This window comes from Massilia paldalensis, assembly GCF_044901715.1.
Classification (GTDB): Bacteria; Pseudomonadota; Gammaproteobacteria; order Burkholderiales; family Burkholderiaceae_D; genus Telluria; species Telluria paldalensis.
The window spans coordinates 109,111-132,214 of record NZ_JBJCIU010000005.1 but is presented as its reverse complement, the minus strand read 5'-3'; the positions used below and the strand labels follow the sequence as shown (position 1 = coordinate 132,214).

Genomic DNA, 23,104 nt, shown 5'->3' with positions numbered 1-23,104 from the left:
ATCACTCTACCATTTAATGGCGAACTGTTCTAATACTAAGTAACCATGATGGGAATCATGTCATGGCGGAACCGAGAACGAAGATGAATTTGATTGTATATACAATCGTAAAAGAACTCATCGGGCGTCGGCCGCGGGTGGCTCGCTCATCGCCGAGCGCAGTGCCCCCGACTCGAAGTAGATCCGCTGGATCGACGGATACGCTTGCGCCACCGTGCGTTCGAGCCGCGCGATCGCCCCCTCGACCTCGTCGATGCGCATGCCGCGCTTGAACGTGACGGAGGCCGTCAGCAGCGCCTCGTCCGGCCCAAGCTGCATGCTGAGCAGCTTGCCCACGCTCAGGACGGCGGGGTCGTCCTCGAAGATGCGGCGCAGCTGCTGCGTCGTTTCCACGCCGACGGTCTCGCCGACCAGCAGGGCGCCCGTCTCGCGCGCCAGCGTGAACGCGGCGCCCACCAGCAGCAGGCCGATCAGGATCGAGGCGGCCGGGTCGATGTAGGGGTTATCGAGCAGGTGGCCGAGGAAGATGCCGGCGCCGGCGATGACCAGGCCCGCGAGCGCGGCCGAATCCTCGATGAAGACGCTGAACACGGCGGCGTCCTTGCTGGCGCGCACCGTCTGCCACAGCGAGGCGCCCGGCTTGCGCACCTTGTTCAATTCCTTGCGCGAGACGTTCCAGCTATAGCCCTCGAAGCCCGCCGAGACCAGCAGCACGATGTAGTTCCACAGCGGGTCCTCGAGGGGCTCCGGCTGGCGCAGCGCGACGATGCCGTGGTGGATCGACAGGCCGCCGCCGAGCGCGAACACGGACATCGCCACGATCAGCGCCCAGAAGTACATGGCCTTGCCGTAGCCGAACGGGTGGCGCTTGTCGGGCGGCCTGGCGCTGACTTTCTCGCCGATCAGCAGCAGCAGTTCGTTGCCCGTGTCGACGGCCGAGTGGATGCCTTCGGCCAGCATGGCGGCGCTGCCCGTGATGGCGGCGACGACGAACTTCGCCGCCGCGATGCCCAGGTTGGCAATGATGGCCGCGTAGATGACCTTGCGCGAGCCGCCGCCGTCCCCGTCCTTCGATTGCTGCTGTTCCGGTTCCGTCTTCGGTTGTGCCCCTGCTTGCGCTATGCTGTCGCTCATGAATGCCATCGTCCTCGTTGTCCATCGGCTCAAGTGTAGCCAAAAGCGTCCGCGACCCCTGCACGGGTGGACGCGGGACGGGGGCCATGCCGGAGACCCGCATGAGCGTACGTAACCTTCGACAATTGTTCGCCCCCAAGTCCGTGGCGCTGGTGGGTGCCTCGCAGCGTCCCGGCAGCGTGGGCGCCACGCTGCTGCTCAACCTTCGCGAAGGCGGCTTCAAGGGCGAGCTGTATCCGGTCAACCCGAAGTACCACGAACTCGACGGCCTGCAGGTATGGCGCGACGTCGCCGACCTGCCGGCGGCGCCGGAGCTTGCGATCATCTGCACGCCGCCCCCGACGATCCCCGGCATCGTGCGCACGCTGGGCGCGATGGGCACGCGCGCGGCCATCGTGATGAGCGCCGGGCTGGCCACGGCAAGGGACTCGCGCGGAAGGAGCCTGAAGCAGGCCACGCTGGACGCCGCCCATCCCTACCTGCTGCGCATCCTGGGCCCCAACAGTTCCGGCCTGCTGGCGCCGTCGATCGGCCTGAACGCCAGCATCGCCGCCGGCGGCGCGGCCTCGGGCCGGATCGCCTTCGTGTCCGAATCGGGCGCCATGATGACGGGCGTGCTCGACTGGGCGCGCATGCGCGGCATCGGCTTTTCCAGCTTCGTGTCGCTGGGCGAGTCGGGCGACGTCGACTTCGGCGACGTGCTCGACTACCTCGCCAGCGATCCCGGCACGGCCGCCATCCTGCTGCACGTGGAAAGCGTGCGCTATGCGCGCAAGTTCCTGTCGGCCGCGCGTGCGGCGGCGCGCAGCAAGCCGACCGTCGTGCTCAAGGCCGGCCGCTCGCTGGAAGGGGCGGCGGTGGGCGCCTGCCTGTCCGGCGTGCTGGCGGCGCCGGACGACGTCTACGACGCCGCGATCCGCCGCGCCGGCATGCTGCGCGTGACCACCACCGAGCAGCTGTTCGCCGCCGTCGAGACGCTGGCGCGCGCCAAGCCCCTGTACGGCGAGCGCCTGGCGATCCTGTGCAACGGCGCCGGGCCCGTGGTGCTGGCTGCGGATGCCCTGCAGGCGGGCGGCGGCCAGGCCGCCGAGCTGGACGAAGCCACCGTGTCCCGCCTGCGCGACGTGGTGCCCGAGTGGCGCGGCAGCGGCCCCCTGAACCTGCGCGGCGACGCGCCGCCGGAACGCTATCGCGACGTCGTCGAGCTGCTGCTGCGCGACCCGCGCGTCGATGCCGTGCTGGTGATCCACGCGCCGAACGCCGTCGTCGATCCGGCCGACGTGGCGCGCGCCGTGGCGCCGCTGGCCCAGGCCTCGTCGCGCAACGTGCTCGCCTGCTGGCTGGGCGGGCAGTCCGTCAGCGCCGCCCGCGTCATCGCGGCGGAGGCCGGCATGCCGTCGTACCGCACCCCCGAGGATGCCGTCAACGGCTTCCTGCAGATCGTCCATTACCGCCACAACCAGCAATTGCTGATGGAAGTCCCCGGCTCCTTCGGCGGCGACGAGCCGGACCGCGAGGGCGCGCGCCGGCTCGTGCGCGCAGCGCTGGACAAGGGCCGCTACCTGCTGGCCGATCCGGACACCAAGGCGATCCTGTCCGCCTACGGCATCCCCGTCGTGCCGACCCGTTCCGCCGCCACGCCGGAGGAAGCGGTGCTCGCCGCCGCCGACATCGGCTTTCCCGTCGCCGTCAAGATCCTGTCGCCGGACGTGGCGCAGAAGAGCGACGTCGGCGGCGTCACCCTCGACCTGGACACGCCGGAAGCCGTGCGCGCCGCCACCGAGCGCATGCGCCGCCGCCTGGCCGAGCTGCGCCCGGACGCGCGGCTGGACGGCTTCATCGTGCAGGCGATGGCGCGCAATCCGCAGGCCCACGAGCTGATCGCCGGGGCCGCCACCGATCCGGTGTTCGGCCCCGTGATCCTGTTCGGCCAGGGCGGCCTGGCGGTCGAGGTGGTGGGCGACTACGCGGTGGCCCTGCCACCGCTGAACATGGTGCTGGCGCGCGACCTCGTGCGGCGCACGCGCATCGCGCGCCAGCTGAAGGGCTACCGCAACCATCCGGCCGCCGACATGGATGCCGTGCTGGCCGTGCTGGTGCAGGTGGCGCGCCTGGTGGCGGAGATTCCCGAGATCGTCGAGCTGGACATCAATCCGCTGCTCGCGCACAGCGGCGGTGCCGTGGTGCTGGACGCGCGCATGCGCATCGCCATGGCCGACCGCTCGGGCAGCACGCTGGACCGGCTGGCCATCCGCCCCTATCCGGCCGAGCTGGAGGAAACCATTCCCTGGCAGGGCGGCGAGCTGCTGCTGCGGCCGATCCGGCCGGAAGACGGCCCGGCCCATGTCGCCTTCTTCAACGCGCTCACGCCGGACGACGTGCGCTACCGCATGTTCGTGCGCGTGCGCGAGCTGCAGCCGGCGCAGCTGGCACGCTTCACGCAGATCGACTACGACCGCGAGATGGCCTTCATCGCCACCCGCCATACGGCCGACGGCACGCCGGAGACGCTGGGCGTGGGCCGCGTGGTCGCCGATCCGGACAATATGAGTGCCGAATTCGCCGTCACCGTGCGCTCCGACCTGAAGGGCAAGGGCCTGGGCATCCTGTTGATGAACAAGCTGATCGCCTATTGCCGCGCACGCGGCACACGCGAGATCGTCGGCGAGGCATTGCCGCAGAACGCGCCCGTGATCGGCCTGGTGAAGAAGCTGGGCTTTACCGTGGGACCCGTGGACGAGGAAGAGGGCGTGCGCAAGTTCTGGCTGCCGCTCCGATGAGTCGTGATCTTTTTTATATCGTTTGTGCATTGGCGAACGGAAGCGAGCCCCTGGCTGTGGCATTCTGGAGGCGTCAACCAAGCACATTCAAAGGAGAGCATCATGGGCAAGTATTTCATCGCATGGCTGCTGGGCGTCCCGGCTTTCGTCCTCGTCCTGTTCTACCTGTTCTTCCATTGATCCACGATGGCGAACGGTCCCGCAAGCCCGCCTAGCGGACTGCGCGGACCGCTTTCGTTGTCGTTTTCGTTTGCGCTGCCGCCTGCCACGGCGCATCCGTGAGCGTGCGCAGGAAGGCCACGATGGCGTCGATCTCCGCGTCGTCGAGCGCCGGCCGCATCCCCTTCACCCGGTTGTAGGGCAGCGTGGCGGCGTTGACGTTGCCGCGATGGCGCCTGGGCACGTCGTCGAACATTTCTCCCTCTTTGCCTTTTCCCTTATACCAGCGCTCCGGCGTGACCGACCGCGTTGCATAGAACGCGACGGCGTCGCGCAAGTCGTCGAAGATCCCGTTGTGCATCAGGCGCTCGCGCACGGCGACGTTGCGCAGGCTCGGCGTGCGGAAGTAGCCGCAGTACTGGCCGCTGTCTGGCCAGCCCTTGGCGGCGGCCACCGTGCACAGGCCCGTGTCGAAATACGTCGGGTCCGCATTGGCCGGAATCGCGCGGTTGCGGGGCAGGCCGGCCGCGTCGAAGCCGAAATCGGTGAACAGCGAGCGTGCAGGATTGGACGAGGTCTCGTTGAACTTGTGGCAGCTCGCGCAATTGCCCTTGTCCGGGTCCTTGAACAGCTTCAGGCCGCGCAATTCCTGCGCAGTGAGTTTTTCCCTTCCTTGCACCCAGGCGTCGTAGCGCGACGAGAACGGCGCCATCTCGGGGCTCTGGAAAAAGCTTTCCAGTGCGCTGCCCAGCGCGGCGAACGCGGCGCCATCGGTGTCGAACACGCGCGCGCCGAACGCGCGCCGGAACGCGTCGGCATAGGGCGCGGCGGCCAGCTTGCGGCGCACCTGGGCGGCGCTGGCGTTGTGCATCTCGCGCGCGTCGAGCAGGGGATGGCGCGCCAGTTCCGCGACCGTGTCCACGCGTCCGTCCGCGAACAGGCCGCCGAACGGGATCGGCGCGGGCGCATCGTCGTCCTGGTAGAAGAACAGGCGCGGGATGTAGGCCACGTACAGCGCGGACGGGGTGTTGCGGATGCCGACCAGGCCGGGCCGGCTGCCCAGCGGCACGCCGAGGCGCGAACCGTTGTTGCCGGAAAAGGCCTGGCGCGGGTCGTGGCAGCTGGCGCAGCTGGTGCCCGCGGGCTCGGACAGGCGCGGGTCGAAGAACACCTTGCGGCCCAGTGCGACGCGCGCCGGGGCCGGCGTGAACGGTCCCGCAACCTCGGGCATGGAGGCGTGCTGCGGCGTGACGCCGATGCGCGCGACTTCCACGGGCGGCGCCGCAGTTCCAGCCAACGCGGCCGACGCGGCCAAGCAGGCCGCGAGGAGCGCAGCGCCGGCGGCGCCCGTGAACCTAGCCAGCAAGGAAGCCCGCCTTGTCGCAGCTGATCTTGTTGAGCGACTGCGCGCAGGTGGCCATCAGCTTGCCGGCCTTCGTGTACGCCTTGAAGGTCCAGCTGGTACCGCTGCGCTCCATCGTCATGAAGCCGAACGTCACGCTGTGCGTGATGCGCTCGACGGACACGCCCGGCGCGGGGGCGAGGTTGGCGGGGAACGGGTCGGGCAGGGCGACGTCGAGGTTGTCGCCGCCGTTCCCGCTGACGAAGGTGGCAGGGTGGTTCGAGCTGAAATTGATCGCCTGGAAGTCATGCACGTGGCCGTGCAGCGCCAGCGAGATACCGGCCGGATAATAGGCCGTCGGATTCACCTGCGCCGCCACGGACAGCAGCGCCGCGTTGCCGCCCGCGGGCGGGCCGCCGGCGATCGGCGCGAAGCCCAGGATCGGATGGTGGTTGACGAACAGGCTCGTCGTCTTGGCCTTCGCCGCCAGTTTAGCCACCGTGGCGAAGTCCTTCTGGTAGGCGACGAATTGCGGATCCGTCGCGGCCAGCGCCGCCTTGCCCGTGCGGGCCGAGTCGAACACGATGAACTGGGTGTCGCTGCCGACGGGGACGGCGTAGGGCGTCGTGTAATTCGCGCCGGCGTCGTTGGCCGGGTCGTCGCAGCTGCGCGCGGCGCTGTAGGCCTGCGTGTCGAGCAGGCGGAACCAGCCCTGGCCCGCGCGGGCGCATTCCTCATGGTTGCCGCGCACGACCACCCACGGTGCGGCGGCCAGCAGCGGCGCGGCCGGCTTGAACAGGTCGGCTTCCCAGGTGTCCCAGCCATAGCCCCACGGGCTGTCCTTGCAGCCGCCGATGTCGGACGGGCAGGCGTTCTCGCGGTAGTGGTAGTCGCCGATGTGCAGCACCAGGTCCGGTTTCATGGCCGCGGCGGTGGCCGCGATCTGGGCCAGCGGCCACGCGTCGGCGTCGTTGCAGTTCTGGAAGGCGTTGTCCGCCTTCTTCATGCGGCAGCCGGTATCGGCCAGGATCAGGATGCGCTGCGGGTCCGCTTTCGGCAGCGGCAGAAGCTTGTCGCCGACCTGGGCGACCTTGGCGCCGGACGGCAGTGCCGCTTCGCACGTCGTCAGGGGGAAGGCCGAAGGCTTGGAGTCGGCCGGGCTGCTGGCCGTCGTGCGCAGCGCCGCGGTGCCGGGGGCGGCGCGCACGGTCATGCGGGTGGAGGTGCCGTCGACGGTGACGTAGGGGCAGCTGGCGTAGTCGGTGGCGACGCGCGCGATCGGCGTGCCGCCGTCGCCCAGTACCACCCAGGCGTACTTGACGTGCTGGTCGCGGCTCGCTTCGTCATTGGTGGTGCTGCAGCCGGCGAGCAGCGCGCCGGCGAGGCACAGCAGCGTGGCCGCAAGGAGGCGGGGGCGCTTGGAGCGGGTCATCGTGATCCTCGTTTTTATGAAATGGCAACACGATAAGCACCGAATATGACCTCGGCGTGACACCGCCCTGAAGTTGCCGATATTGAACAAGTGAAGCCCGAAAGTAACGCGTGGTCATTTTTGCCACAAAACCGCTACAGTGCGCCCATGTCGGATTTTTATATTTCATTTACCGCGCGCTCATTGCGCGGCCGCAGGAGGTAGGGCCGATGCTGCCGACCGAGCCGCTGCCCCTGCTGATCCTGCTCCCGTTCATCGGCGCCTTCGTCGCGGCCAGCTGTCCGCCGGGCTCGCGCACCCGTCCCGCGCTGGTGGCGACCCTGACGGCGCTGGCCGGCCTGGCCGTCGCCATCCTGCAATTCCGCCGCATCGAGGGCGGGGAAGTACTCGACACGCGCTTCACCTGGCTGCCGCAATACGGCCTCGACCTGGTGTGGCGCATGGATGGCCTGGCCTGGCTGTTCACGATCATGGTGCTGGGCATCGGCGTGCTGGTGATGGTCTATGCGCGCTACTACATGTCGCGCCGCGACCCCGTCGCGCGCTTCTTCGCCTACATGCTCGCCTTCATGGGCGCGATGCTGGGCGTGGTCCTGTCCGGCAACCTGATCCAGATGGTCATGTTCTGGGAACTGACCAGCCTCGCATCCTTCCTGCTGATCGGCTACTGGACCGAGCGCAACGACGCCCGCCGCGGCGCGCGCATGGCCTTCACCGTGACGACCAGCGGCGGCCTGTGCCTGCTGGCCGGCGTGCTGATCCTGGGCCATATCGCGGGCAGCTATGAACTGGAGAAGGTGCTGGCGGCCGGCGACGCCATCCGCGCGCACCCCCTGTACCTGCCGGCCCTCGTGCTCGTCGCATTGGGCGCGCTGACCAAGAGCGCGCAGTTCCCGTTCCACTTCTGGCTGCCGCATGCGATGGCGGCGCCCACGCCCGTGTCGGCCTACCTGCACTCGGCCACGATGGTCAAGGCCGGCGTGTTCCTGCTGATGCGCCTGTCGCCGGCGCTGTCCGGCACCCACGAATGGACGTGGATCGTGGGCGGCGCGGGCGTGTGCACGCTGCTGCTCGGCTCCTTCTACGCGATCTTCCAGAACGACATGAAGGGCCTGCTCGCGTATTCGACGATCAGCCACCTCGGCCTGATCGTCGTGCTGCTGGGGATCGGCAATCCGCTGTCCGTGGTGGCGGCGATCTTCCACACGATGAACCACGCCGTGTTCAAGGCCTCGCTGTTCATGGCCGTCGGGATCATCGACCACGAGACCAGCTCGCGCGACATGCGCGTGTTGCGCGGCCTGCGCCGGGCGATGCCGATCACGGCGGCGCTGGCGATCGTGGCCAGCGCCGCGATGGCCGGGGTGCCGCTGCTGAACGGCTTCCTGTCGAAGGAGATGTTCTTTTCCGAGGCCGCGCTGGTGGGTGGCGACGAGGACTGGTCGATGGCGGTGGCGGCCACGCTGATGGGGATCTTCAGCGTCGCCTATTCGCTGCGCTTCATCAGCGTGTTCTTCGGGCCGCTGACCCAGGACCTGGAAGACCCGCCCAACGAGCCCCCGCACTGGATGCGCCTGCCCGTCGAAATCCTCGTCGTCGTGTGCGTGGCCGTGGGCGTGGTGCCGCACCTGGCGGTGGGCGCCGTGCTGGCCGTGGCCGCGCGCGCCGTGCTGGGCAGCCGCATGCCGGAATACGACCTGGCGATCTGGCACGGCTTCAACCTGCCGCTGGCGATGAGCTTCGCGGCCCTGGGCGGCGGCTGCCTGTTCTACATCTGGCTGCGGCGCCGCGCCAACCTGCGCGAACGCAGCGACGTCCCGGTCCTGCACCACATCAAGGGAGCGCAGGCCTACGAGAACGTGATGTCGGCCCTGGGCCTGGCGGCCGACCGGCTGATGCGCTACACGGCCACGCGCCGCCTGCAGCCGCAATTCCTCGCGATCGCCGTGCTGCTGGTGGCGGTGCCGCTGCTGCTGGCGGGCCCGCTGCCGCCGATCCCGCTGCCGAACCTGGACGGCTTCGATCCCGCGTTCGCCCTGCTGTGGACGATCGGCGCCGCCTGCGCCGTGGCCGCGGCCTGGAAGGCCAAGTACCACCGCATGGCCGCGCTGGTGATGGTGGGCGGCACCGGCATCGTCGTCAGCATCACCTTCCTGTGGCTGTCCGCGCCCGACCTCGCGCTCACCCAGCTGATGGTGGAGACAGTGACCACCGTGCTGATCCTGCTCGGCCTGCGCTGGCTGCCGCCGCGCAAGCGTCCCGCCGAACTGCTGCCGCAGGCGCCGCTGCGCACCTGGTGGCGGCGCGGCCGCGACGCGAGCGTCGCGCTGGCCGGAGGGCTCGGGCTGGCGACGGTGAGCTGGATCGTGCTCACGCGCCCGCCGGGCGCCCCGATCAGCGACTTCTACGTGCTGCGCGCGCTGTCGGAAGGGGGCGGCGCCAACGTCGTCAACGTGCTGCTGGTCGACTTCCGCGGCTTCGACACGATGGGCGAGATCACGGTGCTGGGCGCCGTCGCGCTGACGGTGTACGCGCTGTTGCGCCGCTTCCGCCCCGCGGCCGAGAGCGTCGCGATTCCGGTCCAGCAGGCCAACGACGTGGATCCCGCCGTTTCCCAGCTGCCCGGCGAGCAGGCCGCCGGCGGCTACCTGATGGTGCAGGCCGTGTACGTGCGCTTCCTGCTGCCGGTGATGGGCGTCATCGCGCTGTATTTCTTTATGCGCGGCCACAACCTGCCGGGCGGCGGCTTCGTCGCGGGCCTGATTTTTTCGACGGCGCTGATCGCGCAGTACATGGTGGCCGGCACCGACTGGGTCGAGGCCCACCTGCGCCTGCGTCCGCACCGCTGGATCGCCGGCGGCCTGGCGACGGCCGTGCTGACGGGCGCCGGCGCCTGGCTGTTCGGCTACCCCTTCCTCACCAGCCACACGGCCCACCTGACGCTGCCCGTGCTGGGCGAGCTGCACGTGCCGAGCGCGTTCTTCTTCGACGTCGGCGTCTTCCTCGTCGTCGTCGGCGCCACCATGCTGATCCTGGTGGCGCTCGCGCACCAGTCGCTGCGCAGCCACCGCATGCCCATGCCCACGCGCGCCGTGGTGCCGGAAGCGCTGCCGCCATCCAAGGAGATCAAGTGATGGAAATCGTAATCGCGCTGGCCATCGGCATCGTGTTCGGCTCCGGCATCTGGCTGGTGCTGCGCCCGCGCAGCTTCCAGGTGCTGATGGGGCTGATGCTCATGTCGTACGCCGTGAACCTGTTCATCTTCGTCATGGGCCGGCTGTGGGTCGATCGCGCGCCGCTGACGCCGGCCGGCAGCGTGCCCGATCCCAAGCTGCTGGCCGATCCGCTGCCGCAATCTCTGGTGCTGACCGCCATCGTGATCGGCTTCGCCACCACGGCGTTGTACCTCGTCGTGATGATCGCCGCGCGCGGGCTGACGGGCACCGACCACGTCGACGGCAGGGAGCCGGACGCATGACGCAGCCCTGGATCCAGCACATCCTGCTCGTCCCGATCCTGCTGCCGCTGGTGTGCGGGGCGGCGCTGGCGCCGCTGACGCAGGGCTGGCACCGGCTCAAGTTCGCGCTGAGCTATGCGTCGGTCCTGGGACTGCTGGCCACCAGCCTCGTGCTGGTGGCGATGACGGACGGCGGCTACTGGGCCGACGGCATCGGCGTCTACCTGGCCGCCAACTGGGCGGCGCCGTTCGGCATCGCCCTCGTGGCCGACCGCCTGTCCGCGCTGATGCTGCTGCTGACGGCCCTGCTGGCGCTGGCGTCGCTGCATTTCGCCAAGCTGCGCTGGGGCCGCATCGGCGTGCACTTCCACACGCTGTTCCAGTTCCTCGTCATGGGCATCGACGGCGCCTTCCTCACCCACGACCTGTTCAACCTGTTCGTGTTCTTCGAGGTGATGCTGGCCGCGTCCTACGGCCTGGTGCTGCACGGGTACAACGCCGAGCGCCTGCGCGCCAGCATGCACTACGTGGCCGTCAACCTGGCCGCCTCGCTGCTGTTCCTGCTCGGCACGGCGCTGATCTATGCGACGGCGGGCACGCTGAACATGGCCGACCTGGCCGCCCGCGTGGCCGCGCTGTCGGGGCAGGACGCGGGCCTGCTGCAGGTCGGCGCGGCCGTGCTGGCGCTGGCCTTCCTGATCAAGAGCGCCATGTGGCCGCTGGGCTTCTGGCTGCCCACGACCTATGCTGCTGCCGCGCCGCCGGCCGCCGCCATGCTGGTGCTGATGACCAAGGTCGGCGCCTACGCGATCCTGCGCCTGTGGCTGCTGCTGTTCCCGGCCGGCGCGGGTGCGGCCGCCGGCTTCGGCTACGACGCGCTGCTGGCCGGCGGCCTGGTCACCATCGTGTACGGCGCCGCCGGCATGCTGTCGACCGACAGCGCGGGCCGCATGGCGGGCTATGGCGCGACGGTGTCGTCCGGGACGCTGCTGGCCGTCATCGGCTACGGCCAGCCCTCGCTGGTTGCGGCCGGCCTGTACTACCTCGTCGGCTCGACGCTGGCCATTGCCGCCTTCCTGCTGCTGATCGAACTGATCGACCGCATCCGCACACCGCGGGCGGCGATCCTGGCCGTCACCATGGAAGCCTGGGCCGTCGAGGACTCGCCGATCGACCCGGTCGGGCGCGGCGTGCCGGCCGCGATGGCCTTCCTGGCGCTGTCGTTCGCCGCCTGCGCGCTGATGATCGCCGGCCTGCCGCCGCTGTCCGGCTTCATCGCCAAGTTCGGCATGTTCCACGCGCTGCTCAATCCCGATCCGGGCCAGGCGATCCGCCCGGCCGGCTGGGTCCTGATGGCGCTGGTGATCCTGTCCGGCCTCGTCACGCTCGTATCGATGCTGCGCTTCGGCGTGCGCACGTTCTGGGCCGGCGGCAGCGCGGTGCCGCCGCGCCTGCACCGCTCGGAAGTGGTGCCCGTGCTGTTCCTGCTCGCCATCTCCGTGTTCATGACGGTGCAGGCCGGGCCGATCCTCGACTACCTGGGACGGGCCAACAACGGCATCCACCGGCCGCAGGACTACATCGAGCGCGTGCTCCACACGGCGCCGGTGGCGGGCGCCGCCGCCGTTGCAAGAGGCGTTGCAAGAGGCGGGGAGGGCGCATGAGGACCTGGCTGCCGTATCCGATCGTCTCGCTGGGCCTGTGCGGGCTGTGGCTGCTGCTGAACCAGAGCGTCGATCCCGCCCACCTGCTGCTCGGCGCGCTGGTCGGAATCGCGGGACCGCTGCTGGGACGCCGCCTGCAGCCGCGCGGCTATCCGCGCCTGCGCGCGCCGTGGGCGCTTTTCCGGCTGCTGGCCATGGCCTCGGTCGAAGTGGTGCGTTCCTGCTTCAACGTCTGCCGCATCATCCTGTTCGCCGACTACGCGCAGGTCAATGCCAGCTTCGTCCGGGTGCCGCTGACGCTGCGCGACCCGTACGGACTGGCGCTGCTGTCCTGCCTGATCAACATGACGCCGGGCACCGTATGGGTCGAGATCCTGCCGGACAGCCACGACCTCGTGCTGCACGTGTTCGACCTGCAGGACGAGCAATTCTGGATCGACACCATCCAGCGGCGCTACGAACAACCCTTGCTCGACATTTTTACGACGGAGGCCGACCGTGCCGACCTTGCTTGAATATGCGTTGAACTATGCGCTGGCCTGCGTGATCGGCGCCATGCTGCTGTGTACCGGGAGGCTGCTGCGCGGCCCGTCCGCACACGACCGGGTCCTGGCCCTGGACACGCTGTGGATGACGGGGATGGTGCTGGCCCTGGTGCTGGGCATCCGCTCCGGCACCGAGCTGTACTTCGAGGCCGCGATGCTGATCGCGCTGGTCGGCTTCGTCTCGACGGTCGCGATGGCCAAGTTCCTGATGCGCGGGGAGATCATCGAATGAGCCCCCTGCACGCGATTCCCGACTGGGCCGCAGCCGCCGTCGCCTTGCTGCTGGTGCTGGGCGCGACCATCGTGTTCATCGGCGCCCTCGGCCTCATGCGCCTGCGCACCTTCTACCAGCGCATGCACGGCCCCGCGATCACGGTCACGCTGGGCACGGGCAGCATCCTGCTGGCGTCGGTCGTGTACTTCACGGCGGCGCAGGCGCGCCCCGTGGTGCACGAGGCGATCATCGCCGCCTTCGTGATGGCGACGGCGCCCGTGGTGTCGATGATGATCATGCGCGCCGCCGTGTACCGCGACCTGCGCGCCGGCAGGGCCGACGCCGGCGCGACGGCGGGCGAGGTGTATCGCCTGCCGGCCGGGGAGTAGCGCTCAGGGTGCAGGCGCGGCGGGACGTGACGTCACTGCACCCAGTAATCGACGACGAGGGCGCGCTGCACGCAGTCGCCCAGCGTCCCGACGAAGGCCTGGTGGGCCGGGTGCACGAGGTAGGCGTCGCGGTCTTCGGCCGAGGTGAACGTCAGCGTGAAGCAGTGGGTGAAGCCGTCGTTCATGTTTTCTGGGCTGACGTTGGTGCCCCATTCGTAGCCGGCGATCTGGGGAATGGCGTGGCGCAGGCCGCCGAGGCCGGCGACGAGGGCGTCGATGCGTTCGGGCGTCGTGCCTTCCTTGAACGAGAACATCACGATGTGGCGCAGGGCGGCGGTGGCAGTTGCAGCGGTCATGGCGGTAAAGGATGAGTGGTGGGGACGCCATCTTACGGCAGCCGCGCAAATTTTGCTGGCGGCCGTCCCGCGCGCCGCGGCGGGGTCAGGAGCGGCGGAAGCGCACGTCTTCCTGCACCACCTTGGCATCGGCCTGGGCGCGCCGCTCGTCCTTGTTCTTCTTGGGCTTCTTCGGCTTCTTGACGACCTGGCCGCCCGCATTCGTCTGCGGCACCCGGTGCTCGGCCTCGAAGCCGGCCTCTTCCTTGCGCTGGAGGGTCTGGCCCGTGAGCGCCTCGATGGCGGCCAGCTGCTGCACCTCGTCGGCGCACACCAGCGACACCGCCTCGCCCGACGCGCCGGCGCGTCCCGTGCGGCCCGTGCGGTGCACGTAGTCCTCGGCGACGATCGGCAGGTCGACGTTGACGACGACGGGCAGCTCGTCGATGTCCAGGCCGCGCGCGGCGACGTCGGTCGCCACCAGCACCCGCACCTCGCCCGCCTTGAAGCGCTCCAGCGCACGCAGGCGCGCCGGCTGCGGCTTGTCGCCGTGGATGGAATCGGCGGCGATGCCTTTCGCTTCCAGCAGCTCGACCAGCTGGTCCACGCCCTTCCTCGTCTTGACGAAGGCCAGCACCTGGCTCCAGCCGTGGCGTCTCAAGAGGTGCAGGAACAGGTCCGGCTTGCGCTTCTTGTCGGTCGTGACGATCCACTGGCGGATCGCCTTGGCCGTGGTGTTGCGCGGCGCCGTCTCGATGTCGACGGGATCGTGCAGCAGTCTGGCGGCCAGTTCCCGGATCGGGCCGGAGAACGTGGCCGAGAACAGCAGCGTCTGGCGGCGCCTGGGCAGCAGCGCCAGCAGCTTGTCGATGTCGCGCGAGAAGCCGAGGTCGAGCATGCGGTCGGCCTCGTCCAGCACCAGTGCCTGCACCTGGTTGAATTTCACGGCGTTCTGGCGCTGCAGGTCGAGCAGGCGGCCCGGCGTGGCCACCAGCACATCGACGCCCTTGCGCAGGCGCATCATCTGCGGATTGATGCTGACGCCGCCGTAGGCGACCATCGTGCGCAGCATCAGGCCGTCGCCGTAGGCGCGCACGCTCTCGTGCACCTGCTCGGCGAGCTCGCGCGTGGGTACCAGCACCAGCGCGCGCACGGCATTGCTGCCGACCTGGACGCCATCCTTCACGAGGCGCTGCAGCAGGGGCAGGGCGAAGCCCGCCGTCTTGCCGGTGCCCGTCTGGGCGGCGGCCATGACGTCGCGTCCGGCCAGCACGGCGGGGATCGCCTGGGCCTGGATGGGAGTCGGCTGGGTGTATTCGAGCGAGGCGAGGGTGCGGACGATCTGGTCGATCAGGCCGAGCGAGGCAAACGACATGGGCGGAGGTGGACTGTGCAAAAGCGACAGTGTACCGCGTCCATGTCGGAGGACGCCAGGCGAGCGGCAGCGGGCACGCGGCGTCGCGGCGCACCCGGCCGAGGATGTGGCTATCGCGCGGCTGCCAGGCGGCTCATGCCGCTGGCTGGTCGGCCGTCGATTGCGCCACGGTCGGCTTGACGGGGTCGCGCCGGTCCTGGCACGCCGTCAGCAGCAGGCAGGCCCCGAGCAGCAGGGACCAGGCGAAGCGGGGCTTGTTCATAGGATGTCCTCCGGAGAGCGTGGCACCATGCTAGCGCACGCGCCGCACGGGGCGCGCGCAGGAGGACGACGCGGACGCGTCAGAAGCTGTAGCCGACGCTGGCGCGCAGGACGGGATAGACCTTGAAATCGTCCAGGTGCTTCTTCAGGCGTTCGGCCTCGGCTGCCACGTCGCTGGCGACCAGCGAGCACACGAGCGCGATGCTGCGGCAGTCGGCGCTGGCCAGGTGGACGTTGGCGTTGCCCTGGTAGTACACGCCGGCATCGAAGCCGTAGTTCCAGCCGGTCTTGCCGCCCTTGGCGGGCTTGAGGGCATTGCCCCAGCCGATGCCGATGTAGGGCGCGGCCTTGCGGTAGTCGACGTTGCCGATCACCTTGCCGATGATGCTTGCGGGCCAGGCATGACCGTTCAGCGCGATGTTGCCGCTCGCGTCCGGGCGGGCGTCGGCCGAGAGGCGGTTGGCGTTGTACAGCACGCCGGCCGTCACGCGCATGTCGCTGCCCTCGCGCAGGTACCAGTCGAACAGCAGGTCGATGGTCTGCAGCTTGCCCTTGACGTCATAGTGCACCGCATGCGCCGTCGAATCGAAGTCGTGCTTGACGTAGTTGATGCCGAACCGGCCGTTCAGGTTGGTTTCCATCGGCACGACCAGGTGGGCGCCCACGCCCGTGGTGCCGACATCGGCCGTGACACCCAGGCCGACCTGGGCGCCGGCGCTCGCCGACAGCAGCATTGCGGTCGAGGCCAGCGCAACATATTTCTTGAACATCTTCGAATCCCGAAAAGAAAGCGGCGATTGTAGCCTTCATGGAATGAAGGGCGCCATCCATCCTCCGGCATCGGATGGGAGAAGTGTTGCTTTCTTGCACCTTGCTTCAGGCCTTGGCTGCCCTTTCGGCACCCACGGCGACGGGGCGGGCGCCGCCTTCGCCGCGTGCGCCGATGACGGCATTGAACGCGCGCGGTGCCACCCGCATCAGGACGCGATACAGCGCGACCAGGGCGGCGATGGTCAGCACGGGGCCGACGAACCAGAATGCTGCGTAGGGAAGGCTGGGAACGAAGGTGCGGTAGCCCAGGTAGACGAGCTCGAGGAGCGGTGCGTGGCCGACGAAGACGAAGAAACTGTACTTGCTCATCCGCAGCGCCCAGCCCCACAGCGCGCTGCCCTGCAGCAGCGACACGGCCGGCCAGATCAGGAACGGCGCCGAGTAGACGAGGAAGGTGTTGTCGTCGATGCGCAGGGCCATCGGCGCGGCGCACAGCAGGCACAGCAGAAGGAGCGCGGGCAGCGCGTAGCGGTCGGCGGCGCGCAGGTCGCTCCCGGCCAGCGCCAGCCAGCCGCCGAGGTAGAACACGACAGCGCTGCTGTCGCGGCGCAGGAAGAAACCGTCGAAGCCGCAGCCGAAGACGAGCGCCACGGCCAGCAGGCCGACGATGGGCCGGCGCCGCAGGAACCAGCCGAACAGGGGCGCCAGTGCGATCAGGACGATCAGGTCGCGCAGGAAGTACAGCGGGTAGTTGAAGGGCACGGCCTTCACCCCGAACAGCGCATTGATCCAGTCGCGCGCCTCGACGCCGACCAGGTTGCGCATGAAGACGAAGCCGGTGCGGTACTGGATGGCGGCCCCCAGCAGCGCCAGCAGCACGTTGAAGACGAGGAAGGGGACGACGATGGTCTTGAACTTCTTGCGGTACAACTTGGCCGGGGCCAGGTCGAGGCCGGCGCGGAACAGCAGGAAGCCGGCGATCAGCGACAGCATCGGGACGGTGCCACGGAACAACCCGATCTGGAAAAAGCCGGAGACGTATTCGAACCAGGTCGAGCCCATCATGCTGGGCTGGTCGAGCTGGCCCGGCACGTGCACGAAGGCGATGCCAAGATGAGCAGGGGCCGCAGCACGGCGATGCGTTGCGCGATATGGCTGTCGAGTTTCATCCGCTTGTCCGGGAGTGATCGGGGGCGCATGCTGCAATGCATGATCCGACCGATCTTAGCGCCGACTTCCCGATGGCCTGCGCACGCTACCCCTGAGACACGAATAATGAACACGGGAACTGAGCATTGAGCACGCACGCTGGCGCGCGTAACAAGATTCCTGACTGTGTAAGGATGTGTTGCAGCGTACCGAAAGTGAAGATTTCATGCGGTAAACTTGAATCATTCCTACAAGAGAGAGGTCGTCATGAAATCCTTCGTCCTTGGCCTGGCGCTGTGCGCGGCCGCCTTCCCCGCGTTGGCCCAGACCAATGTCAGCGTCTCCATCGGCCAGCCGGGCTTCTACGGCCGCATCGACCTCGGCGACTTCGCCGGCCGTCCCGTCCTGTACGGTCCCCAGCCCGTGATCGTGACGCGCGGCCCCCAATACATCGCCGAACCGGTCTACCTGCGCGTGCCGGTCGAGCACCGCCGCCACTGGAACCGCTGGTGCGGCCGCTACGGCGCCTGCGGCCGTCCCGTGTATTTCGTGCGCGACGAGTGGTACCGCAACACCTACGTGCCGCGCTGGCATGAGCACTACGGCCGCCGCCCGGAGTTCCGCGGTCCGCCGCCGCGTCCGCCCGTGTACGTCGTCGACCGCGGCCATGGTCCCGGCTGGGACCGTCACGATCGCGGCCGCCACGAAGGCTGGGACCGCGGCCACGGCCATGAATGGGGCCACGGTCCGGATCGTGGGCATGGTCCGGATCGCGGCCATGGCCACGATCGCGGGCACGACGACCGCGGCCATGGGCGCGGCCACGACCGTTGACCCTGTTGTGGTTTCCTATTCGTAACGCGGCAAACCCCACCGTTTTGTCTGCCACGTAGTAAACTCCCTTCGTCAGCCCGCCGCCGCACGTCGCGGCGGCGGGCGTTTGCATCATCGAAGGAGAAAAGTTTGCAAAGTGAAATCGTGATCGTGGGGGGAGGGGCCGGCGGACTGGAGCTGGCCTGCAAGCTGGGGCAGAAGCTGGGCCCGGGCAAGGTGATGCTGGTCGACAGCCGTCTGTACCACATCTGGAAACCCTCGCTGCACGAAGTGGCGGCCGGCACCCTGGACATCCACCAGGAAGGCCTGTCTTACCAGATGCTCGCGCACGACCGCGGCTTCACCTTCGTCTACGGCGCCATGACGGCCCTGGACGCGGGCGCGCACCAGCTGACGGTGGCGCCGGTGGCCGGCACCGACGGCGAGGAAGTGCTGCCGGAACGCAGGATCGGCTACAAGTCGCTGGTGATCGCCGTGGGCAGCACCTCCAATTACTTCGGCGTGCCTGGTGCGCGCGAACACACGATTTCCCTGAACGCCACGGAGGATGCCGAGCGCTTCCGCCTGCGCCTGCTGCGCCTGCTGGCCCAGGCCGAGCAGGACCGGGAGGATGGCGCCAGCCGCAGCGGCCTGGACATCGTCATCATCGGCGGCGGCGCCACCGGCGTCGAGCTGGCGGCCGAGCTGCGCGAAGCGTCGGGCGTCTACGCCGCCTACGGCTTCAACCGCCTGCAGGTGCAGCGCGACGTGCGCATCACCTTGCTGGAAGGGGCGTCGCGCATCCTGGCGCCGTTGCCGGAGCGCGTCTCGGGCGCGGCCACGCGCCTGCTGGACCAGCGTGCCATCAAGGTCGTGGCCGACTGCCGCGTCGCCGCGATCGCCAGGGACCATGTCACCGACAGCAACGGCAATGTCTATCCGGCCGACCTGTGCGTCTGGGCCGCCGGCATCCGCGCGCCGGAATTCCTGGGCTCGCTGGGCCTGCCGACGACCCGGGGCGGCCAGCTCGAGGTCGACGGCCACCTGCGCGTGCGCGACGTGCCGGACGTGTACGCGCTGGGCGATTGCGCCGCCTGCATGGACGGCAACGGCAAGCCGGTCCCGCCGCGCGCCCAGGCCGCGCACCAGCAAGCCGACTACCTGCTCAAGACCTTCATGAACATGGCGTCGGGCTATCCCCCGCAGAAGAATCCCTACGTCTACCGCGACTACGGTTCGCTCGTCTCGATCGGCCACCAGACCACCGTCGGTAGCCTGATGGGCTCGTTGCGCGGCGCGAGCTGGTTCGTGGAAGGGTTCATGGCGCGCATCATGTACCTGAGCCTGCACCTGTTGCACCACAAGGCGGTGCTGGGCACGATGCGCACGGGCTTGATGGCGTTCGGGCGTTTCCTGATCCGCAGGACGACGCCGCTGGTCAAGCTGCACTGAGTTCGGACGGAAAATGAATACGTCGCTCCTGCCTGTGCGGGAGCGACGTCGTTTTATTGGTTCGGGAATTGCCTAGGAGGCTTGTTTCGGCAGGATCAGCGTCAAGGCCGTTCCCTTGCCGTCGGGCCCGGGCCCCAGCGTCAGCGAGCCGCCGAGCAGGCGCGCACGTTCGCGCAGCAGGCGCAGGCCGTAGCCGCCGGATGAGGCGCTCGCCTCCTGGCCGGGGCCGACGCCGTTATCGCGGATAGTCAGCATGGCCTGGTCGCCGTCGTCGTCGAGGATGACGTCGACCTCCGTCGCCCTGGCATGCGCGAGGGCGTTGCGCAAGCCTTCCTCGGCGCAGCGCAGCAGTGCCACGCCTTGCGGCCGCGAATATTCCGGATCCTCGTCGGGGAGGCTGGCGCGCGCCTTGATGCCGTGTTCGCGGCCCCAGTCGCTCACCAGCTCGGCAATCGCCGCCTTCGGGCCGAGGAACTCCAGCTTGTCGTTCCACAGCTGCAGCTGCATCTTGCGGTTGGTCTCGATGACGTTGTTCAGCAACCCCTTCATCTGCGCGGCGCGGTCGCGCTGGGGCTGCTCCTGCAAATGCTGGGACAGGAGGCCGAGGTGCATGGTAAGCGCCGTCATCGACGAGCCGAGACTGTCGTGCAGGCGCCGCGCAAGCAGCCGCCGCTCCTCGTCCCAACTGGTCGTCAGTTGGCCCAGGAGTTCGGTCAGTTCCGCGACGCGTGCCGCGGATGCGTCCTGACCGGGGGCGGCTTCTTCAGGTGCTGGAACTTTCATGAGGGCAACCAATTTATGTTTCCATGGATGATACAACAGCTTGCCCCGTGGTGGCGCGCAGGAATGGACTGTGTGTTGCCGTACCGTCGGCACGATGGATTTAGGCGAAGCTGGAGGCTCCATCAGCCCCACACTGAAAGGGAACCACCATGACTACCAAGCAAACCGCAAGCGGCCGCAAGTCGGCCGACACCATGCCCGGCGTCCAGGACGCGATCGCTATGCTGACCGAGGAACACCGCGAGGTCTCCGACATGTTCGAGCAGTTCGAGCAGTTGGGGGACCGCGCCAAGGTCGCCAAGACGAAGCTGGTCGAGAAGATCTGCACCGCGCTGATCGCCCACACGACCATCGAGGAAGAGATCTTCTATCCGGCCGTGCGCGAAGCGCTGAAGGACGGCGACGACATGGTCGACGAAGCCGTGGTCGAGCACGCCTCGGCGAAGGACCTGATCCGCCAGCTGCAGGAAATGAATCCGGACGAGGACCTGTACGACGCCAAGGTCAAGGTGCTGGGCGAGCAGATCGAGCACCACGTCGAGGAAGAAGAGAAGGAAATGTTCCCGAAAGCGCGCAAGTGCGGACTCGACCTTACCGAGCTGGGCTCGGAAATGGCGATGCGCAAGCAGGAACTGCTGGCGTCGATGTGATAGGGCGGCTTCAGCCGGCCGCGGCCGGCTGGTCCACCTTGCCCGCCGGCGCCGCGGCCACGTCGCCCAGCCGCTCGAGCAGGGCGTTCAGCTCCACGGGTTTCACCATGTGCAAATCGAAGCCCGCTTCCAGTCCGCGCCGCTGGTCTTCCTCCAGGCCGTAGCCGGTGAGGGCGATCAGGCGGATGCCGCGCGTCGCCTCGTCCTGGCGCAGCCGGCGCGCCACTTCATAGCCGTCGATGCCCGGCAGGCCGATATCGACCAGGGCCACGTCCGGCTGCTGCGCCAGCGCCGTGGCCACGCCTTCGACGCCGTCGCGCGCTTGCAGCACGGGATAGCCGAACGAGGACAGCATGGTCGCCATCATCTCGCGCCCGTCGTCGTTGTCCTCGATCAGCAGGATGGTCGGTTTGTCGGCCTCGCCCGCGCCGTGCAGCGCCGGACCATCAGTGCCCGCCGCCGCCTCCGTGCGGGGCAGGCGGATTTCGAACGTGCTGCCGCTGCTGGTGCCCGCGCTGCTGGCGCTGACGCTGCCGCCGTGCAGTTCCACCAGGCGCCGTACCAGCGACAGGCCGATCCCCAGTCCGCCCTGCGAGCGGTCGATCGAGATCGCGCCCTGCACGAAGATGTCGAACACGTGCGGCAGCAGGTCGGGGGCGATGCCCACGCCCGAATCGCGCACGCGCAGCACGACCTCGTCGCCGTCCAGCGCGACCGTGATCTCGATATTGCCGCCGGCCGGCGTGTACTTCAATGCATTGTCGATCAGGTTCGAGGCGATCTGCTCCAGGCGGGTGGCGTCGCCGTCGACCCAGCCCGGCGCCAGGCGCGTCTCGATGGCGTAGCCGGCCATGCGGCCGGTGGCGCGGAACGTGTCCAGGCAGCTCGACACGAGCGCGCCCAGGTCCAGGCGCTTGCGCGACAGCAGGATTTTGCCGGACATCGCGCGCGACAGGTCCAGCAGGTCGTCCACGATGCGCGACAGGTGCTGGCTCTGGCGCTGGATGATGAGGCGGGCGCGCGCCAGCGATTCCGGCGCCGCGCCGGGCATGCCCAGCAGCGAAGCGGCGCTGCTGATCGCCGACAGCGGATTGCGCAGCTCGTGGCCCAGCATCGCCAGGAATTCGTCCTTGGCGCTGCTCTTGCGCTCAGCCGCGCGGCGTTCTTCCATCTCGCGCACCAGGCGCTGGTTGGTCGCGGTCAGCTCGGTGGCGTGCTGCGACAGCTTCTCGGCCTGGCGCTTGAGCTGCTCGTTCTTGGTCGCCAGCGTCACGAACACCTGCACCTTGGCGCGCAGCACCTGCGGGATCACGGGGGTGAACAGGAAGTCGGCCGCGCCGCGCTGGTAAGCCTTGAGGCGGTCGATCTCGTCAGCCAGGAAGGCGGTGACGAAGATGATCGGGATGTCGGCGGAACGGGGGCGCTGGTGGATTGCCTCGGCCGTCTCGAAGCCGTCCATGCCGGGCATGTTGACGTCGAGGAGGATCACGGCGAAATCGTGCCGCAGCACCTGGCGCAGGGCATCCTGGCCGGAGCGTGCCGACAGCACTTCGTAGTTGCTTTCGTCAGCCCATTGCTCGAGCAGGCTAGTCAGCGCAAGGAGGCTGGCGGCGTCGTCATTGACGACGAGAATCTTCGGTTTCGAGAAGTCGGACACGGCGTTTCGAGCAAGGCGTCGGGTACACGTATGCGCAATCTCCCTAGATTAGCAGAGGCTGCTCGCTGGCAAATGAAATGTTAAGAACTGTTGCAATTAGTCATGATACCACGCCCTCATCAATACACGAAACCAATCGTGCGGCCTGTTCGTGCGCGGCACAGGCACATGGTACGGTGTCGCACATACGTGCCATTTCGACCATGACATACTCTAATCGTGTCTGGTTCCACCGTGTCAATGGAAGACAGGCGCCAACTTGAAAGGACAGACATGAATATTCAAATCATTGTGAACGACACTCACCACGACAAATGCTTCCGCGAGCTCGTCAACGAGCCGGTAAGCGCGCTGCGCGGTGTCACGCCGCAGCAGGCCGATGCGCTGCGCGAAGCCTTCGGCATTTCCACCATCGGCGATCTGGCCGAACTGAAGCTGGTCAAGTGGGCCCGCGCGATCCGCACCATGGCGTCGGCGGAATCGGAGCCGCGCGAATCGGTGGCGAAGGAAAGCCTGATCGACGATGCCGTCGAGATGACGTTCCCGGCCAGCGATCCGGTGGCCATCGAGTCCAGCATCACCCGTATCGAAGTGCCGCCGGACAAGGTCGATGCCAGCTCGGATCACCAGGCTGCAACGTCGATCGAAGCCAATAACGAGCAGGCCCTGGGCGAGCGCGCCCTTGGCCCGGGCGGGGAGAAGAAGGCCGGCGTCGCCTGATCGGCACCTGACCCTGGCGCCT

Annotated in this window: 21 protein-coding genes; 11 read left to right on the top strand and 10 right to left on the bottom strand. The window is 68.4% G+C overall.

Translation table 11 applies throughout. From position 1 onward, the window contains the following. Window positions 1-117 precede the first annotated feature (117 nt). A complete protein-coding gene (locus tag ACI1V7_RS23280; protein ID WP_404534290.1) occupies window positions 118-1,134 on the bottom strand; it encodes a cation diffusion facilitator family transporter in 1,017 nt (338 codons plus the stop codon). Window positions 1,135-1,235: 101 nt separating this feature from the next. Between ACI1V7_RS23280 and ACI1V7_RS23275 the strand changes: the two genes are divergently transcribed. Then, window positions 1,236-3,914 carry a bifunctional acetate--CoA ligase family protein/GNAT family N-acetyltransferase gene (locus ACI1V7_RS23275; RefSeq protein ID WP_404534289.1) on the top strand — a complete coding sequence of 893 codons (2,679 nt, stop codon included), beginning with the start codon at window positions 1,236-1,238 and terminating at the stop codon, window positions 3,912-3,914. Window positions 3,915-4,125: 211 nt separating this feature from the next. On the opposite strand, the gene ACI1V7_RS23270 is transcribed toward ACI1V7_RS23275, so the two are convergent. Beyond that, window positions 4,126-5,439, bottom strand: a complete 1,314-nt coding sequence (locus tag ACI1V7_RS23270; protein WP_404534288.1) for a cytochrome-c peroxidase — start codon at window positions 5,437-5,439, stop codon at window positions 4,126-4,128. Then, complete coding sequence (locus ACI1V7_RS23265; protein WP_404534287.1) at window positions 5,429-6,847, bottom strand: metallophosphoesterase; 1,419 nt, start codon at window positions 6,845-6,847, stop codon at window positions 5,429-5,431. Before ACI1V7_RS23265 ends, ACI1V7_RS23270 begins: the two co-directional genes overlap by 11 nt. 209 nt (window positions 6,848-7,056) lie before the next feature. Between ACI1V7_RS23265 and ACI1V7_RS23260 the strand changes: the two genes are divergently transcribed. The 6 genes from ACI1V7_RS23260 to mnhG are packed head-to-tail and all read left to right on the top strand — an operon-like array spanning window position 7,057 to window position 13,116. Beyond that, window positions 7,057-9,981, top strand: a complete 2,925-nt coding sequence (locus tag ACI1V7_RS23260) for a monovalent cation/H+ antiporter subunit A (protein ID WP_404534286.1) — start codon at window positions 7,057-7,059, stop codon at window positions 9,979-9,981. Continuing rightward, window positions 9,981-10,325 (top strand): Na+/H+ antiporter subunit C, encoded by a 345-nt coding sequence (locus ACI1V7_RS23255; RefSeq protein WP_404534285.1) that lies wholly within the window; start codon window positions 9,981-9,983, stop codon window positions 10,323-10,325. The genes ACI1V7_RS23260 and ACI1V7_RS23255 overlap by 1 nt, the downstream gene beginning before the upstream one ends. After that, window positions 10,322-11,968 carry a monovalent cation/H+ antiporter subunit D gene (locus tag ACI1V7_RS23250; protein WP_404534284.1) on the top strand — a complete coding sequence of 549 codons (1,647 nt, stop codon included), beginning with the start codon at window positions 10,322-10,324 and terminating at the stop codon, window positions 11,966-11,968. Before ACI1V7_RS23255 ends, ACI1V7_RS23250 begins: the two co-directional genes overlap by 4 nt. Beyond that, window positions 11,965-12,483, top strand: a complete 519-nt coding sequence (locus ACI1V7_RS23245) for a Na+/H+ antiporter subunit E (RefSeq protein ID WP_404534283.1) — start codon at window positions 11,965-11,967, stop codon at window positions 12,481-12,483. The genes ACI1V7_RS23250 and ACI1V7_RS23245 overlap by 4 nt, the downstream gene beginning before the upstream one ends. Further along, on the top strand, window positions 12,467-12,745 hold the full coding sequence (locus tag ACI1V7_RS23240) for a K+/H+ antiporter subunit F (RefSeq protein ID WP_404534282.1): 279 nt from the start codon (window positions 12,467-12,469) through the stop codon (window positions 12,743-12,745). Before ACI1V7_RS23245 ends, ACI1V7_RS23240 begins: the two co-directional genes overlap by 17 nt. Further along, window positions 12,742-13,116: a monovalent cation/H(+) antiporter subunit G gene (gene mnhG, locus ACI1V7_RS23235; RefSeq protein ID WP_404534281.1), complete on the top strand. Its 375-nt coding sequence runs from the start codon at window positions 12,742-12,744 to the stop codon at window positions 13,114-13,116. The genes ACI1V7_RS23240 and mnhG overlap by 4 nt, the downstream gene beginning before the upstream one ends. A gap of 32 nt (window positions 13,117-13,148) precedes the next feature. Here mnhG and ACI1V7_RS23230 read toward each other — a convergent pair whose 3' ends face one another. The 5 genes from ACI1V7_RS23230 to ACI1V7_RS23210 all read right to left on the bottom strand — a co-directional run bounded on the left by ACI1V7_RS23230 (window position 13,149) and on the right by ACI1V7_RS23210 (window position 17,064). Further along, complete coding sequence (locus ACI1V7_RS23230; RefSeq protein ID WP_404534280.1) at window positions 13,149-13,472, bottom strand: Dabb family protein; 324 nt, start codon at window positions 13,470-13,472, stop codon at window positions 13,149-13,151. An 85-nt stretch (window positions 13,473-13,557) separates the two neighbouring features. Beyond that, window positions 13,558-14,826, bottom strand: coding sequence for a DEAD/DEAH box helicase (locus tag ACI1V7_RS23225; protein WP_404534279.1), 1,269 nt, complete (start codon window positions 14,824-14,826; stop codon window positions 13,558-13,560). Window positions 14,827-14,959: 133 nt separating this feature from the next. Continuing rightward, window positions 14,960-15,088 carry a hypothetical protein gene (locus ACI1V7_RS23220; RefSeq protein WP_404534278.1) on the bottom strand — a complete coding sequence of 43 codons (129 nt, stop codon included), beginning with the start codon at window positions 15,086-15,088 and terminating at the stop codon, window positions 14,960-14,962. A 79-nt stretch (window positions 15,089-15,167) separates the two neighbouring features. Continuing rightward, window positions 15,168-15,857 (bottom strand): hypothetical protein, encoded by a 690-nt coding sequence (locus ACI1V7_RS23215; protein WP_404534277.1) that lies wholly within the window; start codon window positions 15,855-15,857, stop codon window positions 15,168-15,170. Window positions 15,858-15,963: 106 nt separating this feature from the next. Continuing rightward, window positions 15,964-17,064: an acyltransferase family protein gene (locus ACI1V7_RS23210; protein WP_404534276.1), complete on the bottom strand. Its 1,101-nt coding sequence runs from the start codon at window positions 17,062-17,064 to the stop codon at window positions 15,964-15,966. Window positions 17,065-17,274: 210 nt separating this feature from the next. On the opposite strand from ACI1V7_RS23210, the gene ACI1V7_RS23205 reads away from it, so the two are divergent. Next, window positions 17,275-17,841 (top strand): hypothetical protein, encoded by a 567-nt coding sequence (locus tag ACI1V7_RS23205; RefSeq protein WP_404534275.1) that lies wholly within the window; start codon window positions 17,275-17,277, stop codon window positions 17,839-17,841. Window positions 17,842-17,970: 129 nt separating this feature from the next. After that, on the top strand, window positions 17,971-19,272 hold the full coding sequence (locus tag ACI1V7_RS23200) for an NAD(P)/FAD-dependent oxidoreductase (protein WP_404534274.1): 1,302 nt from the start codon (window positions 17,971-17,973) through the stop codon (window positions 19,270-19,272). A 72-nt stretch (window positions 19,273-19,344) separates the two neighbouring features. Here ACI1V7_RS23200 and ACI1V7_RS23195 read toward each other — a convergent pair whose 3' ends face one another. Continuing rightward, window positions 19,345-20,055: a sensor histidine kinase gene (locus ACI1V7_RS23195; RefSeq protein ID WP_404534273.1), complete on the bottom strand. Its 711-nt coding sequence runs from the start codon at window positions 20,053-20,055 to the stop codon at window positions 19,345-19,347. A gap of 149 nt (window positions 20,056-20,204) precedes the next feature. Between ACI1V7_RS23195 and ACI1V7_RS23190 the strand changes: the two genes are divergently transcribed. Continuing rightward, window positions 20,205-20,705, top strand: a complete 501-nt coding sequence (locus ACI1V7_RS23190) for a hemerythrin domain-containing protein (protein ID WP_404534272.1) — start codon at window positions 20,205-20,207, stop codon at window positions 20,703-20,705. A gap of 10 nt (window positions 20,706-20,715) precedes the next feature. Here the strand turns inward: ACI1V7_RS23190 and ACI1V7_RS23185 are convergent, their stop codons facing one another. Beyond that, window positions 20,716-22,362: a response regulator gene (locus ACI1V7_RS23185; RefSeq protein WP_404534271.1), complete on the bottom strand. Its 1,647-nt coding sequence runs from the start codon at window positions 22,360-22,362 to the stop codon at window positions 20,716-20,718. A 273-nt stretch (window positions 22,363-22,635) separates the two neighbouring features. Here ACI1V7_RS23185 and ACI1V7_RS23180 point away from each other — a divergent pair, with 273 nt between their 5' ends. Then, window positions 22,636-23,082 (top strand): hypothetical protein, encoded by a 447-nt coding sequence (locus ACI1V7_RS23180; RefSeq protein ID WP_404534270.1) that lies wholly within the window; start codon window positions 22,636-22,638, stop codon window positions 23,080-23,082. Window positions 23,083-23,104 lie beyond the last annotated feature (22 nt).

Coding starts and splice junctions, on each gene's coding strand:
- mnhG (WP_404534281.1), top strand. CDS start 12,742: ATGAGCCCCCTGCACGCGATTCCCGACTGGGCCGCAGCCGCCGTCGCC.
- ACI1V7_RS23205 (WP_404534275.1), top strand. CDS start 17,275: ATGAAATCCTTCGTCCTTGGCCTGGCGCTGTGCGCGGCCGCCTTCCCC.
- ACI1V7_RS23245 (WP_404534283.1), top strand. CDS start 11,965: ATGAGGACCTGGCTGCCGTATCCGATCGTCTCGCTGGGCCTGTGCGGG.
- ACI1V7_RS23230 (WP_404534280.1), bottom strand. CDS start 13,472: ATGACCGCTGCAACTGCCACCGCCGCCCTGCGCCACATCGTGATGTTC.
- ACI1V7_RS23180 (WP_404534270.1), top strand. CDS start 22,636: ATGAATATTCAAATCATTGTGAACGACACTCACCACGACAAATGCTTC.
- ACI1V7_RS23260 (WP_404534286.1), top strand. CDS start 7,057: ATGCTGCCGACCGAGCCGCTGCCCCTGCTGATCCTGCTCCCGTTCATC.
- ACI1V7_RS23190 (WP_404534272.1), top strand. CDS start 20,205: ATGACTACCAAGCAAACCGCAAGCGGCCGCAAGTCGGCCGACACCATG.
- ACI1V7_RS23250 (WP_404534284.1), top strand. CDS start 10,322: ATGACGCAGCCCTGGATCCAGCACATCCTGCTCGTCCCGATCCTGCTG.
- ACI1V7_RS23280 (WP_404534290.1), bottom strand. CDS start 1,134: ATGAGCGACAGCATAGCGCAAGCAGGGGCACAACCGAAGACGGAACCG.
- ACI1V7_RS23195 (WP_404534273.1), bottom strand. CDS start 20,055: ATGAAAGTTCCAGCACCTGAAGAAGCCGCCCCCGGTCAGGACGCATCC.
- ACI1V7_RS23220 (WP_404534278.1), bottom strand. CDS start 15,088: ATGAACAAGCCCCGCTTCGCCTGGTCCCTGCTGCTCGGGGCCTGCCTG.
- ACI1V7_RS23225 (WP_404534279.1), bottom strand. CDS start 14,826: ATGTCGTTTGCCTCGCTCGGCCTGATCGACCAGATCGTCCGCACCCTC.
- ACI1V7_RS23265 (WP_404534287.1), bottom strand. CDS start 6,847: ATGACCCGCTCCAAGCGCCCCCGCCTCCTTGCGGCCACGCTGCTGTGC.
- ACI1V7_RS23215 (WP_404534277.1), bottom strand. CDS start 15,857: ATGTTCAAGAAATATGTTGCGCTGGCCTCGACCGCAATGCTGCTGTCG.
- ACI1V7_RS23275 (WP_404534289.1), top strand. CDS start 1,236: ATGAGCGTACGTAACCTTCGACAATTGTTCGCCCCCAAGTCCGTGGCG.
- ACI1V7_RS23255 (WP_404534285.1), top strand. CDS start 9,981: ATGGAAATCGTAATCGCGCTGGCCATCGGCATCGTGTTCGGCTCCGGC.